Genomic DNA, 15316 nt, shown 5'->3' with positions numbered 1-15316 from the left:
CGAATTTTTAGTTTGCTGAATTCTGGTCTCTTAACCCGTCATAGACCTCATCGATCATATCTTCCATTAGATATTCTTTAAATTCGGCATCTTCAAGGATCTTCATGAAGAATTCCTCGTTATTTTGCATTCTGTTGACGACAAAGTCCATAAACGTACGATTAAAACTAAATTTAAAGTTGTCTTTTGTATTGTTCTGGGCTTTTTGTGCTAACTCTTGATTAGCTTTCATATCTTCCACAATCTGATCTCTTGATAATTTATCCGTCTGTGTAAATTCCGTTCCAAAGCGTTCATTCATCCGCTCAATGATCGAGGATAGACGCTCTTTTTCTTCTTCTCCTCCTCCAGCACTTCCGTGTTGACCTGGTGTGAGATACTCCCCACCCGTTTCATTTAGTGAAATGCTTCCTTCAAACGTTTTCTCGTTACGATAATACTCTAAAGCAACATCATCCGAGAGATACACAGGATCTTCAGCTTTTCTTGGGAGTTTCTTTAATAGAGAACTCAAATATATAAATCGTTTATGAAGATCTACATCAGAAAATGGCCCAATTTGTAAGACAAAAGCATACGTTCTGACAAACTTCATCGCTGATGATTTAAAATATTCTTGTGCTTCTTCATCTAGTTCTCTTGTAAACCTTTGGACCCCAGGATCAATGGCCGCATTGAGTCTCCCTTGATAACGAGCGCTCTTCGTCGGCTGATCACTATATTCAAGGTTGGCAACGGTATCCACTTCAGCTTCCGTATACACTTGCATAGCATCTAGTTTATGTTGCACATCGTAAAGAATGTTTGGATTCGTCGTTTCACTAAGACCTGTAACCTCATAATACGTTTGGAAAGCTGTTTGAATCGTATCGGGCTCGTTTACAAAATCTAAAATAAAGGTGTCATCTTTGCCTTTACACGTTCGATTTAATCGTGAAAGGGTCTGAACAGCCTTAATCCCGTCGAGTGGCTTATCGACGTACATCGTATGCAGCAATGGCTCGTCAAAACCAGTTTGGTACTTCTCTGCAACGATGAGAACTTGGTAGTCATCGGAATGAAACTTCTCTGGTAATTCTTTCTCACTAAATTTATTCATTTCTGCTTCTGTATGGGATAATCCACTATCTTCGACAGTCCCGGAAAAAGCTACAAGCGTTCGTAAATCAGAATATCCCTTTGCTTTTAGGTATTTGTCAAAAGCATGTTTATATCGTACCGCATGAAGACGACTCCCTGTAACGACCATTGCTTTGGCTCTTCCATTGATTTTATGCCGTGTGACGTTTCGGAAGTGCTCCACCATAATCTCCGCTTTCTGTGAAATGTTATGCGGATGAAGAGATACGTAGCGAGCAATCTGTCTGCTAGCTTTACTTTTTACGACTTCTGGGTCGTGATCGATGCTTTTTTCGATATTATAGAACGTTTTATACGTGACATAGTTTTTCAAGACGTCATGAATGAAGCCTTCTTCAATCGCTTGGCGCATGGAATAAAGATGAAACGGTTCATACGAGCCATCTTCTTTCGGTGTGCCAAAGCGTTCCACAGTCTTAGGTTTCGGGGTAGCCGTAAAAGCGAAAAAGGAAATGTTCGATTGATCGCCACTTTTGGCAATCGCTTCGATCATGCGTTCTTCTGCATCCGTGGCTTCCCCTTCCTCGATCATGCTCTGTTCATAGGCCTCTTCTAATGTTTTATCAGAGAGAAGGGCAGTCATGGCTGATGAAGCTTTTCCACCTTGAGAACTGTGGGCTTCATCAATGATAATTCCATACGTTCCACGACTGAATTCACTCACTTTATCAAGGATAAACGGGAATTTTTGTAACGTCGTGATGATGATTTTCGTTTTATTCTGAATCGCTTTCGCTAATTGGTTCGAGTCTTCATCAATTTTCTCCACCATTCCGGCCTTATGCTCCAATTGATAAATCGCATCTTGAAGCTGCTTGTCTAACACACGTCGATCGGTAATAACAATAATGCTATCAAAAACAGGTTGTTCTTCTGCGTCATGAAGTTTCGCCAAACGATGGGACAACCACGAAATGCTGTTCGTTTTGCCACTCCCTGCTGAGTGTTGAATCAAATAATTCTTCCCTGATCGATGCTCCGTCACATCGGCTTCGACTTTTCGTACCGCATCAAGCTGATGATAACGAGGGAAAATGACGATCTCTTTCTCGTCAATAATGTCGCCATTACTGTCACGAATGCTTTCTTTTTGAATATAGACAAAGCGAAAAAGAATGTCGATTAAGCTATCGGGTTGAAGAATTTCTTGCCAAAGGTACGACGTTCGGTAATCGCCTTCAACGATGGGATTGCCTTTTCCCCCTTCATTTCCCCGGTTAAACGGAAGGAAGAACGTCTTTCCCTTGTTTAACTGTGTCGTCATATAAACTTCATCTGTATCAACTCCAAAGAAGACAACCGCACGTTTCTTAAATTGAAAGAGCAACTCATTTGGATCACGATCTTTTTCAAACTGGTTCATTGAATGTTCAACAGTTTGACCTGTCAATTGGTTTTTCAACTCCATGACGACTAATGGTAATCCGTTAATCGAAAGCATCATATCAATTGATTTGTGGCTCCCAGCACTGTAATACACTTGGCGACTGACGGTAAAAATATTCTGCTCGTATTTTTCAACGAGCGTTCGGTTCATGTCTGTCGGAGGCTTGTTATAAGCAAGCTTCAATGTTACACCATAGTCTTTCACACCATGACGCAAGCAATCGATCATTCCACGACGTTTGAGTTCTTTATCAATGCGATCCATCACTTTGAACTGAACCTCATCCTTATACGCCTTTCTTAACCGTTCCATCGACTTTGGTTGGGTTGCTTCTAGAAACGAAAAAAGCGTTTCTTGATCGATGGCCCACTTTTGAAAAGTTGCAAGGTAAGGACCTGTTAGAATCCGCTGTTGAAAGCCTGCTTGCATCAACTGTTGTTCAATGTTCTCTTCAAAGCCTTTTTCCGTCGTGTCGATACTCATGATTGTAACACCTCCTCCTTATCCGTTTCACCCACCATTTCTCGAACGTCAATCTTACCTGTCACCGCTTCGTAGATGAGAGATTGGCGGTATTCTTTGAGTTTTGTAATTGTATTAAGATTATTTTCTATTAATAAATCAATCTCATTACATATTTTATCTAGATAAGCAGCAATATTTTTTTGTTCCTCGATCGGTGGAAGAGTTACTAATATTTTCTTGAAGTCATCTGAATATGTTCTCCATCTCATTAACATTATCCCTCTTCCATATTTGTAACAATCACCTTTAAAATGAAAATTCCTAAAATAATAATGATAATAATTTTTACTTACCAAATTCTTATTTAGCGGTCTATAAACATCATAGTCTGGACTTGTAACACCATCAAATTCAGAGATTCCTATTGATCCCATCCAAGCAAGTAGTTTATTTACTACTATATCTCCTTTTTTAACTATCTTATAATTAATTACAGTTTGTGATTTATTACCTTTTTGCTCCATATCTTTTCTAGGTCTAACCCCAATACTTGTGAATAAAGATAAAAGACTTGCTTCTTCATTAAAGTTTCTATCATTTAATTCAAAGAAAAGGTATTTAATTCTTTTTTCTTCCCAATGCTCAGGAATTTCACCAATCCATTCCACACCAGAGTCTTTCATCATCACATTCGGATCTAGCCCTTTCGTGACCGCTTCCGTAATGACCGCTTGACGCTTTTCTTCAAGTAATTTGATTAGTTTTTCTTTGTCCGCAATCAAGTCATCGATCTCAGTGGTTTTTTGGTCGAGGAACTTAACCATTTTAATCTGAATATCGATATGTGGAAGTATAATAGGGAAATTCGCAAGCATAGGATATCTTAATGAATCCACTGTAGACTTAGCATTCCCTTGCAAAACTTCAAATTTCAAATTAGACATTACGGAATAATAAATATATTTTCCCAAGACCTCTCTCTTAAAATCCTTAAATACATATAGTCTTTGATGAGCAGCAAATTTACCATTGTAGTAATGAAAAACTCTACCAACTCCGACTCCATCACCAGCGGTCATTACCGCTTCACCATCATGAGAGTATTTATCAATTTTTTCTATATTTTGCGACCGAACAAATAGTGGATACCTTCCATTTTCTAGTTTATCTTGAGTATCAAAATTACCTGTTGCAATATGGCAAAGATATTTTAATTTAACTATTTTCCACGATGCAGGTATATCAGTAAGCCAATAATATTGGTCTATATCTTTCTTCACACCATCACCTTCTTCAACTTCTCTAAAATACTTGCTTCGAGTTCTTGAATTTCCGCCTTAATTTCTTCGGACGGTCGGAGTTCTTCGTACTTGTAGAAGTGTCGTGTAAACGGAATCTCGTAACCTATTTTCGTTTTCTCCTTATCTATCCAAGCGTCTGGAACATGTGGAAATACTTCTCGCTCAAAGTAATCATGCATGTTCTCTTTTAGTGGTACGTTTTCCGTATCACGTAAGTCTGGATCAGGTTCAACATCGCCTTTTTTATTCTTCATGCACACATCGGCACTATCGTCTTTTTCAGACAGAGATGAAAGGATCGCTTTGTGTAATGGGGCCTTCACATCGATTCCTGCGTTTTTGAATGTTACTAGCAGTTTCTCTAAGAAAGTTTCGCGATTTTTATACAATGTTCCATCATTCAACCTCTGTAACGTTTCGATGATTGCTTGTTGCTTTTTCCTACCTTCCTCTTCCTCTTTTAGCCCTGTTTCGCCCTTTTTCTTCGACTTCGCAAGGTTTTGGAACGCTTTTTGGTCATGCAATCGTTTGATTCGTTCATCATCAACTTTGAAATTAAGTTTCAAAGGTCGTTCGACGACGATTTTTTGGTAGCCAAAGTCTTCGTTATCAAAGATTTTCACGTTCTCCGCTTCTTTATACTCGCCATAAATGCGAATGATTTCATTGATTTGATCCGGTGCAATCTCATGCCGTTTTTCACCCATGCTCTTACGCATTTTTTTATAGAAGTCCACTGCATTGACAAGCTGAATCTTGCCTTCACGCCATGGAGCTTTATGGTTGGTTAAAATCCAAATATAGGTGGAAATGCCCGTATTATAGAAAAGACTAGTTGGCATGGCGACAATGCCTTCTACAAGATCGTTTTCGATCATATAGCGACGAATCTCACTTTCTCCACCACCAGCATCCCCAGTAAACAAAGGTGAGCCATTCATGATAATCGCCAATCGAGAGCCTTTCGGATTCTCATCACTTACGGGCTTCATTTTGGAAACAAGATGTTGCAAAAACAATAGTTGACCATCACCAATGCGTGGTAAACCCGCACCAAACCGACCGTTCATTCCTAAATCCTCGTGTTCTTGGCGCACCACTTTTTCCGAAGGTTTCCATTCCACGCCATACGGTGGATTGGAAATGAGGTAATCGAATTTTTCAGTAGGGAAGGCATCGCGAGTTAACGTATTTCCAAAGCGAATATTCTGTGCTTCTTCGCCTTTAATAAGCGTATCTGCCTTACACATCGCAAACGATTCTTCGTTAATTTCTTGAGCGAAAAACTCTAACTCAGCTGAATCGTTCATCTCTTTTAAATACTCTTGAGCGATTGATCCCATGCCCCCCGTACCGGCGCAGCCATCATAAAGGGTCTGTGTAATACCTGGTTTCGTTAAGATATCATCAGCATCGTTGAACATCAGTCCAACCATGAGGCGAACCACTTCTCTAGGTGTATAATGATCTCCTGCTTCAGCATGTTCTGAATAACGACGGATCAATTCCTCGAAAATATAACCCATTTGAAGATTCGAAACAGCATCAGGGTGAAGATCTACATCCGCAAAACGTTTCACCGTGAGGTAAAGGAGATCATTACGATCCATCTTTTCAATTTGCTTATCAAAGTCGAAATACTCAATAATGTCTCGTGCCACTTTTGAGAAACCATTTATGTAATCTCGAAGATTTTCAGCAATGTTATCCGAATCATTGAGGAGCTTCTTAAAATCGTAGTTACTAGTATTGTTAAAGCGCTGTTTTGATTTGCGATTCAAGATTTCATCTCTTGCTTCTTCCGGTAAATGCTTATATTGTTCATAGCTTTTTAATACGTCCTCTTTCGTATCCTCTAAAACGTTATCAAAGCGACGTAAAACAGCCATAGGTAAAATAACTTTACCATAGTCCTCAGGCTTATAAGGACCTCGTAAGATTTCTGCAATTGTCCATAAAAAATTTACTTTATCTTGAAAGTTCACCATGTCATTTTCTCCTTCTTCGCACTAATGTATTGTTGTTCTTCTCTTTTCTTTAGTTCACGGTAGAACGAACTTCGACTGACTTTGGTGATTGCACAAATTTCTTTTACGGTCCTATCACCTTTTTCATAAAGCTCAATCGCATGATTCATACCAAGATGCTGCTCCGTATATTTTTTTATACGGCCCTTAAACTTACCTTTAAACTTTGCTTGTTTGATACCTTCTTGCTGTCTCATACGGATCATTTTACGTTCATATTCGGACAATCCTGACATTACTGTTAATAAAAACGCAGAAAATGGATTTTCGTCGGTCATATCAAACCAGGAATCTTTAATAGAACGCAAAGCGACTCCTTTACCTCTTAATCTATCAACAAGTTGCAGTAAATCAATTGTTGACCGACTAATTCGATCCAAACTATGTACAACAACAATATCTCCTTCACTCACTTTATCTAGTAAGTCATGAAGTACTGGGCGATCAGTCGTTGCTCCACTCATTTTTTCTTCGCAAATCAATTCGCAGCCCTCTTCTTTGAGAGAAGAGCGCTGACGATCTAAATTTTGACCCATACTTGATACACGCGCATAGCCATACTTCAAAATACCACCTCAATATAGGATATATTTACTATAATTTTACACTTAGTTTTGGAATAAGTAAATGGGATACTCAAAACCCTTGGAAATCAACAAACGCAAAAGATCCCAATAGAGTGTACTCTATTGGGACTGTGCATCTCTTACTATAAGTCATACCAATTTCTTATGATTTTTCAAATTAAAACGTAAGCGTCACCTTTTAGTCTATAGCACAACTAACATATCGAAATATTTTAGTTACTGAGTATTCAACCCAAAAAGCCTGTCCCTATAACGAGGAACGACTTTTTAGGTTGATCAACAATAGCGCTGATGTTGAATATCATTTTTCTATTGCATAGTATCGTTGTACTGCGCAGTAAAGTGATTAGCTCTTGTTCAACATAAGCCCCGTTTAATATTTTTTTAGAGATTGGCGTTAGAAATAAAAATAGAAAAAATTTTAAATTTAATTCTTTATTTCAAATTCCTCTACCTCTCCACTTTTCCACATAACTCTGACACTTAATGTCAAATAAAAAGTTAGAATTTTTAATGTGAAACCATCTTCACTAAAATCCAACATTTTAGTGGGATTCTTTTCATAAGTCTGCTGTAACATTTTCAGTGTTAGCTCTTCATTTAATTTACTATTAAGATCTTTCAAAGTTATTTTCCTTAAATCGCTTATTTTGTTTAGAGTAATTAGCTCTTGCTTTTGAGTTGCTCTTCTTGCCCACTTTATCTGATCTTCTTCTGGCACAGACCTATCTAAAAAATAAAAGAATTTACATTTTTTTCTTTGTGGATTTGAAATTTTATAATAAGAACAGACATTGTTACGTTTATTATGAAAACAATTCCCACAGTCGGCTTTTACAGGTTTTAACTTATTAATTTTTATAACAAATTCACCTAAACTATTAGTATCTTCATTTTCTAATTTATGTACTTTAGAATGACATGCTCTACAAAGGTGAATAACGTCCTTAAAGGTTTCATTTCCAAGTCGTTCATATGTCATATGATGAAGGTGGATATTTTCTTTTTCATCACACCAGGTACATTGCTTTACATATTTTTTTGCATATTTTTCTTTAAATCTTCTCCAGTGTCGTGTCTTTAAATAATCATCATAGTCATCTACAACTTCACCTGTACTACAGATAATCTCCCTCATCTATTTCTTTCACCTCTATTCGAGTTACATATTATTATATTTTACAATAAATCTTTTTGCACTAACCTGCCTCTTTAGCGGAACAAAAAAAGGAACTATCAACTATCCTTATTTTAAACAACCGCCACCGAAATTATAGAGGGCTACTTTTGGATATTTCTATGTATAAAAAACTTTTGCTTTTTAGTAGAATCATATTTGGAGGTGATTAATTTTGATATTTGAAATTACGGATTATAATAGTACATTAAAATCACTATTAGAGTTTTTAAATTTAAATGAAGAAGATATAGAGAATATTTTAGACTTCATTTATCTTGAAAGTACAGATGTAGAGGATTTTTTAAAATCATTCGAAATCGAAGACGAACATTTGTTAGAAAAGGATATTGAACTTGTAAGTTTGCATAGCACTACCAGTTTAGATAATTGTAAAGCCATTAGAAGGCTAGGAATCATTAATTTACAAGATGCAGTATCACAAGAAACATCATTAAAGGATTATTTAAGTAAAAAAGAACTCCATATTAATATTAAGGATAAGTACATTTTATATAAAGGTAACAAACTTGATATTAGTGAGAAAACTGATGGTTTTTCTTTCAGCGATGCTGAAGAGTATCGTAATCGTATAATACATAAATTTTATGGAGACTTTCAAATCAATGCATTTTTATGCCATCCAAATGTAGTTTCATATGCTGGCTATACTAGAGATAGACCTGAGATACTTTTTGATTTAGCCCGATTCCTAAATGATACTACAATTGAGAGTGATTGGGTTAAAGATAAAAACAAAGAACATTATATTATTAAATTTAAGCAACCCCTGAATTATTATAAATACTGGACATTTGAGGTAGAATATGAGGATAGTTTTTACGGAATTACGAAAGACAATCTGGAATACTTACCCAATGAAGTAATTGAAGTAAAAGTAAAAAGATGGTTGATTCAAAAATCGCTTTATATTTTGAGATATGGAGTTTATGAACTATTTTCTTATGTACATCCAAAAGTGAAAATAGAAACGAAAGACATCATAGAAATTATGTTAGAACAAGACTATCTTGTTAAGTATAAAATCGGAGATGATTATTAATGTAGTCTGCTAAAAAGGAGAACACTTGGGATACTAAGTGTTTTTTGGTTTTGTTTTAATTCCTTTTCCTTTATGCAACAGTAATACATATCGAAGCCGAAGTTCACGGTAATGATATTCTTTCAGTAGTTGTTCTAGCTATGTATTGTCATCAGGAATTAGATGACATCATAGATTAAGAATTGATGAAGCACACAAAATACTGCGAGCTTTCAAATCCGGATCCATACGGTTGGTTCTAAAAAACATAAATTTTCTTGCATACAGATATATACTAACTGTCTTTATTCATTGCATCCATCCAATTTTTTATAAAAGAATATGGTGAATTAGCAGAACCAGAATACGGAAGAAAAGCAAATTTTGGCTTACCTGCCGACAACGTCCCCTACCCCCTTTTTTGGCAGCTCCCTGGTCTGAATCCCGAGGGGCATGTTCGGCTCGTTTGTCTACCCGTCTACCTGTCTAAAGGGTGTTTTCCGCGCCGAATGTTGCCCTGGGACGGCCTACTATGCCGTCATACGCCTTTTCGGTCGATGTCGGGTCGGCATATTCTCGGAATCCCACAACGGCGGGCTCTATGCGGGTCGGAATATGCCGCATATTCGGCGCGGGATTTGCTGATGATCGCCGTACCGCCCGTCGCACCGGTGTTTGTAGGTATGTCTCGGTGTACGGTGTATGATTCGGTATGCGGTAGGGGAAAGAGCATACGTCCCCCTTACTGCGACAGTCGGTCTTTCGTTTCACTTCATCCCTGCATTACGCGACGACAAATCGTTGTCGTCTCTCCATTACGGGTAAAACCAAGTTCAAGATCGTCCGTCTACTACGTCAAAGCATCGCTGCTTTGTCGTATACACACGAAAAGAACTCTGTACGCACACCGGTCTGGAATACTGGACAAAATGCTTGCACATTTTTATCCAGGGAGATCTTTTCGGTGTACACCAAAGCTGAAGTGCCTGGTGATAATGCTCTCGCATTTTCGACCTACAACCCACTATCAAAACCTTTAGGGATTATTTTCCTGTCAGTGCTATAATAAGACTAAATACGGCGAAGGGGGAATTTGAATGAGCAATTACATTCAAGATTTTTGGAATAATACTTTCCCTCATTGTTTTTCTATAAACCAAGACACTATAGATATAGTAAATACAATAAATGAACAAGAAATAGTCCTGCATATCTATACAGAACTTTTTAATTAGACTTTATTTTAATTACCCTATGACGTTACTCTTTTTTATTTCGATCTATCCAGTTGCTAATGTTTTGAGTAAAGACATCGGTTTCTTCTTTTAAGTCCTCAAATATAGTGAGAATTAATCTACCCCAAGTGATTTGTTCTTCATATGGATTGTTGTCATTAATAAACTTCATGATTTTCTTTAATTCCCTCATTCTTCTTGGATCAAGAGTTGTTTGAACGAACGTTCTTAAATATCGGTCAATGAACTTAGAGTTACGAATACTCCAATCCAAAAGTAAAGCCGTGGCTTTGGAAGTCGTGACATTAAGTGCAAAAGATAATTGATTAATCTTTTCATAATTGTACCCTTGAAAACGAATGGAGATCCACCCCGTGGCACATTCTACTTTTTCTTTTTGTAAAGAAGGCTTGTCCAGATTTCCAATATACATCACCTTTCCGCACATATAATCCCTTCGGAAGTGTTTAGATAAATGCTCCATTACTATTTTAGAATCGAGACCGAAATTACATATAGCTTCTGCAACATCCTTCACCGATTTGTTTGTAATGTAAGAAGTGGAATAGATCGTTTCTCGTAACGCATAAGGTATCGTCGGCTTGATTTCTGTTTTCTTATCAGATCGTACCTTTTTTTCCTTCTTTTCTCTTACCTCCCCCATTGCCTTTCATCCTCCTTTTAATCAATTTATTCCAGAGACACTGTCGCTCTGTATAAGACTTAGTTTTATCTAAATGGCGTAGGGGAGAGGACTGTGTATAAAATCTTTAAATCTAGGACACAATGAAAATAAACATTAAACGGAGAGGGTAGGTGACTTGTCATGACGAAAGAAGAAGCTCAAAAGTTCGCAAAAAAAGCCATTGAAGTAGGTAAAAAACACGGATTATCAACAAGTAAAAAAAGCAAAAAATAGTGTATAAATATAATTTTCTTAATGAGTTTCTTAGGTCTATCGTAAGTCTACTTTTCAACTACAATGCTACAACAATACAATCACACAAAAACGCATCCCGTCATTTCTCCTAGAGAAATACAGGATGCGTTTACGTTTTTTCAAAACCTATTTATCCTTTTTTTATTAGAAAATCAAACGTGATCTTATTCGTATCATCTAATTTCAAAGCAACTACAACTACAGACTTGGCAGTAGTAAAACGGAAAATAATAAAAGTAGCAAGAAACCCCTTCTCTATAAAGAAAGACTGGAGGAAATTGTAGTGGACCTGCGAAAACAACTCGATGAGAGGACTTCCAACGGGAGTCCAAAACCGTTCAACCATGACCTCCACCACGATCTTTATGAAGAGTATCATGGCTGTCGCGACTATCTCCTTTACCGGGAAGTGATTGAGTACTACCTTGCCTTTGTGAAAGAATAAGAAATATCAGCTGCTTGGACAGATACGTTCGTCCAAGTGGCTCTTTTTTTTCCGGATGGTGCTCTGGATTTTGTCCTCCCCCCTGCTCTCCTTTTTGTCTTGCGTGGCTCTTAAGGATGGCTGTATTCAAATAATGTGTATATAATATATGCTAACTACTGTTTTTCTTTTGCTTTCCTAAATGATATAAGACTTTTTCATCTCTTTTCTTTTCCGACGTAATTTTGATATCAACAACACTGTAATATCATTTACAACGTTTGTTTCCATGCAATATAAACAGTCTTTTAGTATTTGTTTTCTTTTATAGTGATTTAGTAAAGTTGATACAGGCTGATGAGCTAGAAAGATAATTACTCGACATACATAGCAAAAAATTAGGCTATACTTCTCCTATAAAGTTCAGAGAAGAAGAAATAGCCTAATGCTGGTATGTTATATAGTTATTAGATTTATCTTTCAATCAATCTCGCCCGGTCTTTCTTAACAAAATTATTTATTCTGAAATTCCGTTCACTTGAATCATTTCTCTTTTCAGTGATGGTTGGGCTCGATATTCAGTTTCATACCATATTCATTATGAGGAAAACTAAATTTAGATTTATAATTAATATTCGATTGACCAATTTAATTTATTAAAAGGGGCTTTTAATCCCTAAGTTTGAAAGATGTTCTCCATAATAAACGTGAGAAATGTTTTCAATAAAAATACTTGGATAGAAGTTCTCATATTTATACACATTTAGTCTCCAATGTTTCTCCAAACCATCCGAATCTTTATCTCTATAAATATATTTATTGATATTAGTAGGAATTTTCTTTTTAGATAACTTAGTAAGATTCATCCACCCTTTATTATAATTTAATTTATAGATAACATATCCATCTAAAATTGGGTAACGATATTTTCCTTTTAGATAATAAAATTCATTCTCATTTTTAGAATAGTACTGAAAGGTTATATTGCTAGATTTCCCCCTCTCCAATAAAAACGATTTAAAGCCTACCGTTGGCAACTTGTCTTCAGGACGAAAACTAAACATCAGAGATAGAAATCGATCAAATATTTTAATCTCTTCTAAGTTCGTTATATTATACTGATAATTCACTTTAACGTAATCATCAAGTCTAAACTCATCTTTTTTATACCTCTGAATACTACCTTTTGAAAAGAATATATCACCTAATTTTAAAGTCTTGTCGATTAATTCGTTGTATGTTTTCTTATTTAAGCTTAAATACATGTGTGTATACTTCAAACTATATTGGCGCTTACGATATTTATAAACTTAACTATCTTCAAGAGGTAAATGTTGTAACGTTACATTTCTTAGTAAAATGAATGACTGTGTTATTTTCACAACTGTTCCAATGACCCAAACTCTAGATAACATAGACACATAATCTGGATTAAAAACCGTTTCCATTATCTTATAGTCTTCAAATCTTTCCGAACTTACTTTTCCATCTATAAACTCTTTTACTACGTCTTTTAACTTGTATGGAGTTAGATCAATAGAATGCTCTTTTGTATTTAAATTTTCTAACATCCTTTCAAATATTCCTTTAGAAACGAACAAATCTTTTCTTGGTGCTAAAGTTTCTATATCACTTTTACACATTCCTTTAAGTACTTTTCCATCTACATAGGAAAACTCTTTTCGTTTAAAGCAGTTGTAACAGCATTCTTCATAATAATCTTCTTTAAAAATGAATTCTAAGGCGATTTTTTTACGCCTAAAACAACGACGGGTCTCAGAGCTGCTACTAAAATATGTACGATACATTTTTCTACTCCTAAAAATAAGTGTTCTTTGTAGATTAAATATTCAATTGGAATATCCAGTAATTAACTCTCTATCTTTAATTATACACGACTCCTAATTAACAAAGTTTATATCTTTTATTCTAGACAGAATTTAAATGTTTTGATCAATTATTTTATAGAGCATCTTTTATTTAATTTAAGAAGGTTTCTATTGTAAAATTATTAACCTATTTAAATAACCGTTCACAAAAGTACACTTTCTCGAACGAATAGTTACAATAAAAATTATTTTAGTTTCTAATTCGTAGAAGTATAAAATAACTTTACGAACGTTCTCATTTTTACCAACACTTTCGAACAAATAATGCTTTTATTTAACAATTCAATAAGAATAAGGATAAATCGATAGAAAATTATAGGAAATAAGATTTGGTATATAATAGAATGAGTTACTAAAAAGTTAAAGTTAAATCGACTAGAAGGAGCAAAAGATTATGTTGGAAGATTTTATTTTAATAGAATGGATAGACAGTCTCTCTGTTTTAATTCAAGCAATAACTGCTATTGTAATTGCTATTTTAACTTTTTATATATTTAAAATTGATAACTCTAGAAGAAAAGAAGAAAGTATCAAATATTATCAAGAAAGAGATAAAACAAGATTATTTTATATATTGGAATTTGAAGAGCATCTAAATAAGCTTAAGCAAATTCAAATGCAAATAAAGCACAATTTCTTAAACCAAATACCTTATCCTCATGATTCTTTTAGCATAAATGAATTTTTCAATCTTCTAAAAGAAAGTGAAATTAAAACAAACCATAATAATATTATATTAGAGGAATATAATAAATTTTTCTTTTCTAATAATGAAGACAAAGAAAGTATCTCTAAGTTACACAATGAAGATTTTTTTGAACCCTTTAATGAAATCACACCACTTGGAATAAAAATAAAAAAAGAATGTTTAAGATTAGAAATTGAAACTTTACCTAATGTAGAAATTGATTTGTTATCTCTTCAGTCAATTAAGAAAAAGTTAAATACATTCCCTTTATCTTCTCATGGCTTTGAAATACTTGACCTAACTGAAACTTACTTTGTTTTAGAAGACTTAAAAAATGATCTAGAAAAACTTCATAAAAGTTTACAAACCATAAAAATTGAAAATTCAAAGTCTATTTATCTAAAATAACAGTATATCCATAAAAAAGAAGGAGATTTACATCTTCTTCTTAACCCTACCAAAAACCATCGTTTTGAAATACTATTTATTTAAGGTAGTATCTTCATGAATAAAACTGGAGTTATGAAAGAGGTATTTTTATTGGTATAATAAATGGAGAAGATTCTCAAAAAAATCCAATTTTAAAAGATAGAATGTAATTATAAATGAGATCCAATCCGACATTGTTATACTCTATATGTTGTGAATCAAGAAAAGGAAGCTGCAGAAATTGCGAAGTATGCTGCAAAAGACAGTGATTATCTTCATGATCCTGAAGTGTTTATGGTCTATTATCAATCTCAACAGTTGATTGTATATTCCGGACTATTCAAAGAAATGGCGAAAAAGACGAAGAACTTGATCAATATAAGGAATTAGATGAGAACGAGTATGTGTATAATTGGGGATATGAGCATTATGTAGAAAAAGAGAAGCGATTGTTGACCGAAGATGAATACAAAAAAATTAATGGCTTATTCCGCAACGAAGAGGATATATAGTATTGAAGGACAGGGGCGATTTTATGAAGTTTTGGGCTTTTGCAGTAACCTCTATATTATTCCCCTTATTCTT

General features: G+C 35.0%; 12 protein-coding genes and 1 pseudogene. 5 read left to right on the top strand and 8 right to left on the bottom strand.

All coding sequences use genetic code 11. The annotated features are described in order from the left end of the window. Positions 1-7: 7 nt before the first annotated feature. The 5 genes from CR194_RS05255 to CR194_RS05235 form a co-directional block, all read right to left on the bottom strand. The gene (locus CR194_RS05255) at positions 8-3010 is read right to left on the bottom strand and encodes a type I restriction endonuclease subunit R (protein WP_110608561.1); all 3003 of its coding nucleotides are present in this window, start codon (positions 3008-3010) and stop codon (positions 8-10) included. Beyond that, the gene (locus CR194_RS05250; protein WP_110608560.1) at positions 3007-4272 is read right to left on the bottom strand and encodes a restriction endonuclease subunit S; all 1266 of its coding nucleotides are present in this window, start codon (positions 4270-4272) and stop codon (positions 3007-3009) included. The genes CR194_RS05255 and CR194_RS05250 overlap by 4 nt, the downstream gene beginning before the upstream one ends. Continuing rightward, entirely contained in the window at positions 4269-6281 is a 2013-nt protein-coding gene (locus CR194_RS05245; RefSeq protein WP_110608559.1) for a type I restriction-modification system subunit M, read from the bottom strand. Before CR194_RS05245 ends, CR194_RS05250 begins: the two co-directional genes overlap by 4 nt. Further along, complete coding sequence (locus CR194_RS05240) at positions 6275-6886, bottom strand: recombinase family protein (RefSeq protein ID WP_408640728.1); 612 nt, start codon at positions 6884-6886, stop codon at positions 6275-6277. The genes CR194_RS05245 and CR194_RS05240 overlap by 7 nt, the downstream gene beginning before the upstream one ends. Positions 6887-7334: 448 nt before the next feature. Continuing rightward, positions 7335-8045, bottom strand: coding sequence for a hypothetical protein (locus CR194_RS05235; RefSeq protein WP_110608557.1), 711 nt, complete (start codon positions 8043-8045; stop codon positions 7335-7337). Positions 8046-8259: 214 nt separating this feature from the next. Between CR194_RS05235 and CR194_RS05230 the strand changes: the two genes are divergently transcribed. Together CR194_RS05230 and CR194_RS05225 are read left to right on the top strand one after the other, a co-directional pair. Beyond that, a complete protein-coding gene (locus CR194_RS05230) occupies positions 8260-9147 on the top strand; it encodes a hypothetical protein (RefSeq protein WP_110608556.1) in 888 nt (295 codons plus the stop codon). A gap of 1082 nt (positions 9148-10229) precedes the next feature. Continuing rightward, positions 10230-10313, top strand: a pseudogene (locus CR194_RS05225) (HAD family hydrolase); the annotation flags it as partial. Between the two features lie 73 nt (positions 10314-10386). Here CR194_RS05225 and CR194_RS05220 read toward each other — a convergent pair. Then, positions 10387-11025: a hypothetical protein gene (locus CR194_RS05220; RefSeq protein WP_110608555.1), complete on the bottom strand. Its 639-nt coding sequence runs from the start codon at positions 11023-11025 to the stop codon at positions 10387-10389. A gap of 559 nt (positions 11026-11584) precedes the next feature. Here CR194_RS05220 and CR194_RS20190 point away from each other — a divergent pair. Then, positions 11585-11746: a hypothetical protein gene (locus CR194_RS20190; RefSeq protein WP_158282174.1), complete on the top strand. Its 162-nt coding sequence runs from the start codon at positions 11585-11587 to the stop codon at positions 11744-11746. Positions 11747-12381: 635 nt separating this feature from the next. Here CR194_RS20190 and CR194_RS05210 read toward each other — a convergent pair. Then, a complete protein-coding gene (locus tag CR194_RS05210; RefSeq protein WP_110608553.1) occupies positions 12382-12990 on the bottom strand; it encodes a hypothetical protein in 609 nt (202 codons plus the stop codon). Positions 12991-13035: 45 nt separating this feature from the next. Next, positions 13036-13533 carry a hypothetical protein gene (locus CR194_RS05205; RefSeq protein WP_110608552.1) on the bottom strand — a complete coding sequence of 166 codons (498 nt, stop codon included), beginning with the start codon at positions 13531-13533 and terminating at the stop codon, positions 13036-13038. Between the two features lie 475 nt (positions 13534-14008). On the opposite strand from CR194_RS05205, the gene CR194_RS05200 reads away from it, so the two are divergent. Further along, positions 14009-14710, top strand: a complete 702-nt coding sequence (locus CR194_RS05200) for a hypothetical protein (RefSeq protein ID WP_110608551.1) — start codon at positions 14009-14011, stop codon at positions 14708-14710. Between the two features lie 234 nt (positions 14711-14944). Then, positions 14945-15121 (top strand): hypothetical protein, encoded by a 177-nt coding sequence (locus tag CR194_RS20185; RefSeq protein WP_158282173.1) that lies wholly within the window; start codon positions 14945-14947, stop codon positions 15119-15121. Positions 15122-15316 lie beyond the last annotated feature (195 nt).

The sequence above is a fragment of the Salipaludibacillus keqinensis genome (genome assembly GCF_003226325.1).
In the GTDB taxonomy this organism is placed as follows: domain Bacteria; phylum Bacillota; class Bacilli; order Bacillales; family Salisediminibacteriaceae; genus Salipaludibacillus; species Salipaludibacillus keqinensis.
The sequence above is the reverse complement of the archived record's forward strand: the minus strand, read 5'-3'. Positions and strand labels throughout refer to the sequence as shown.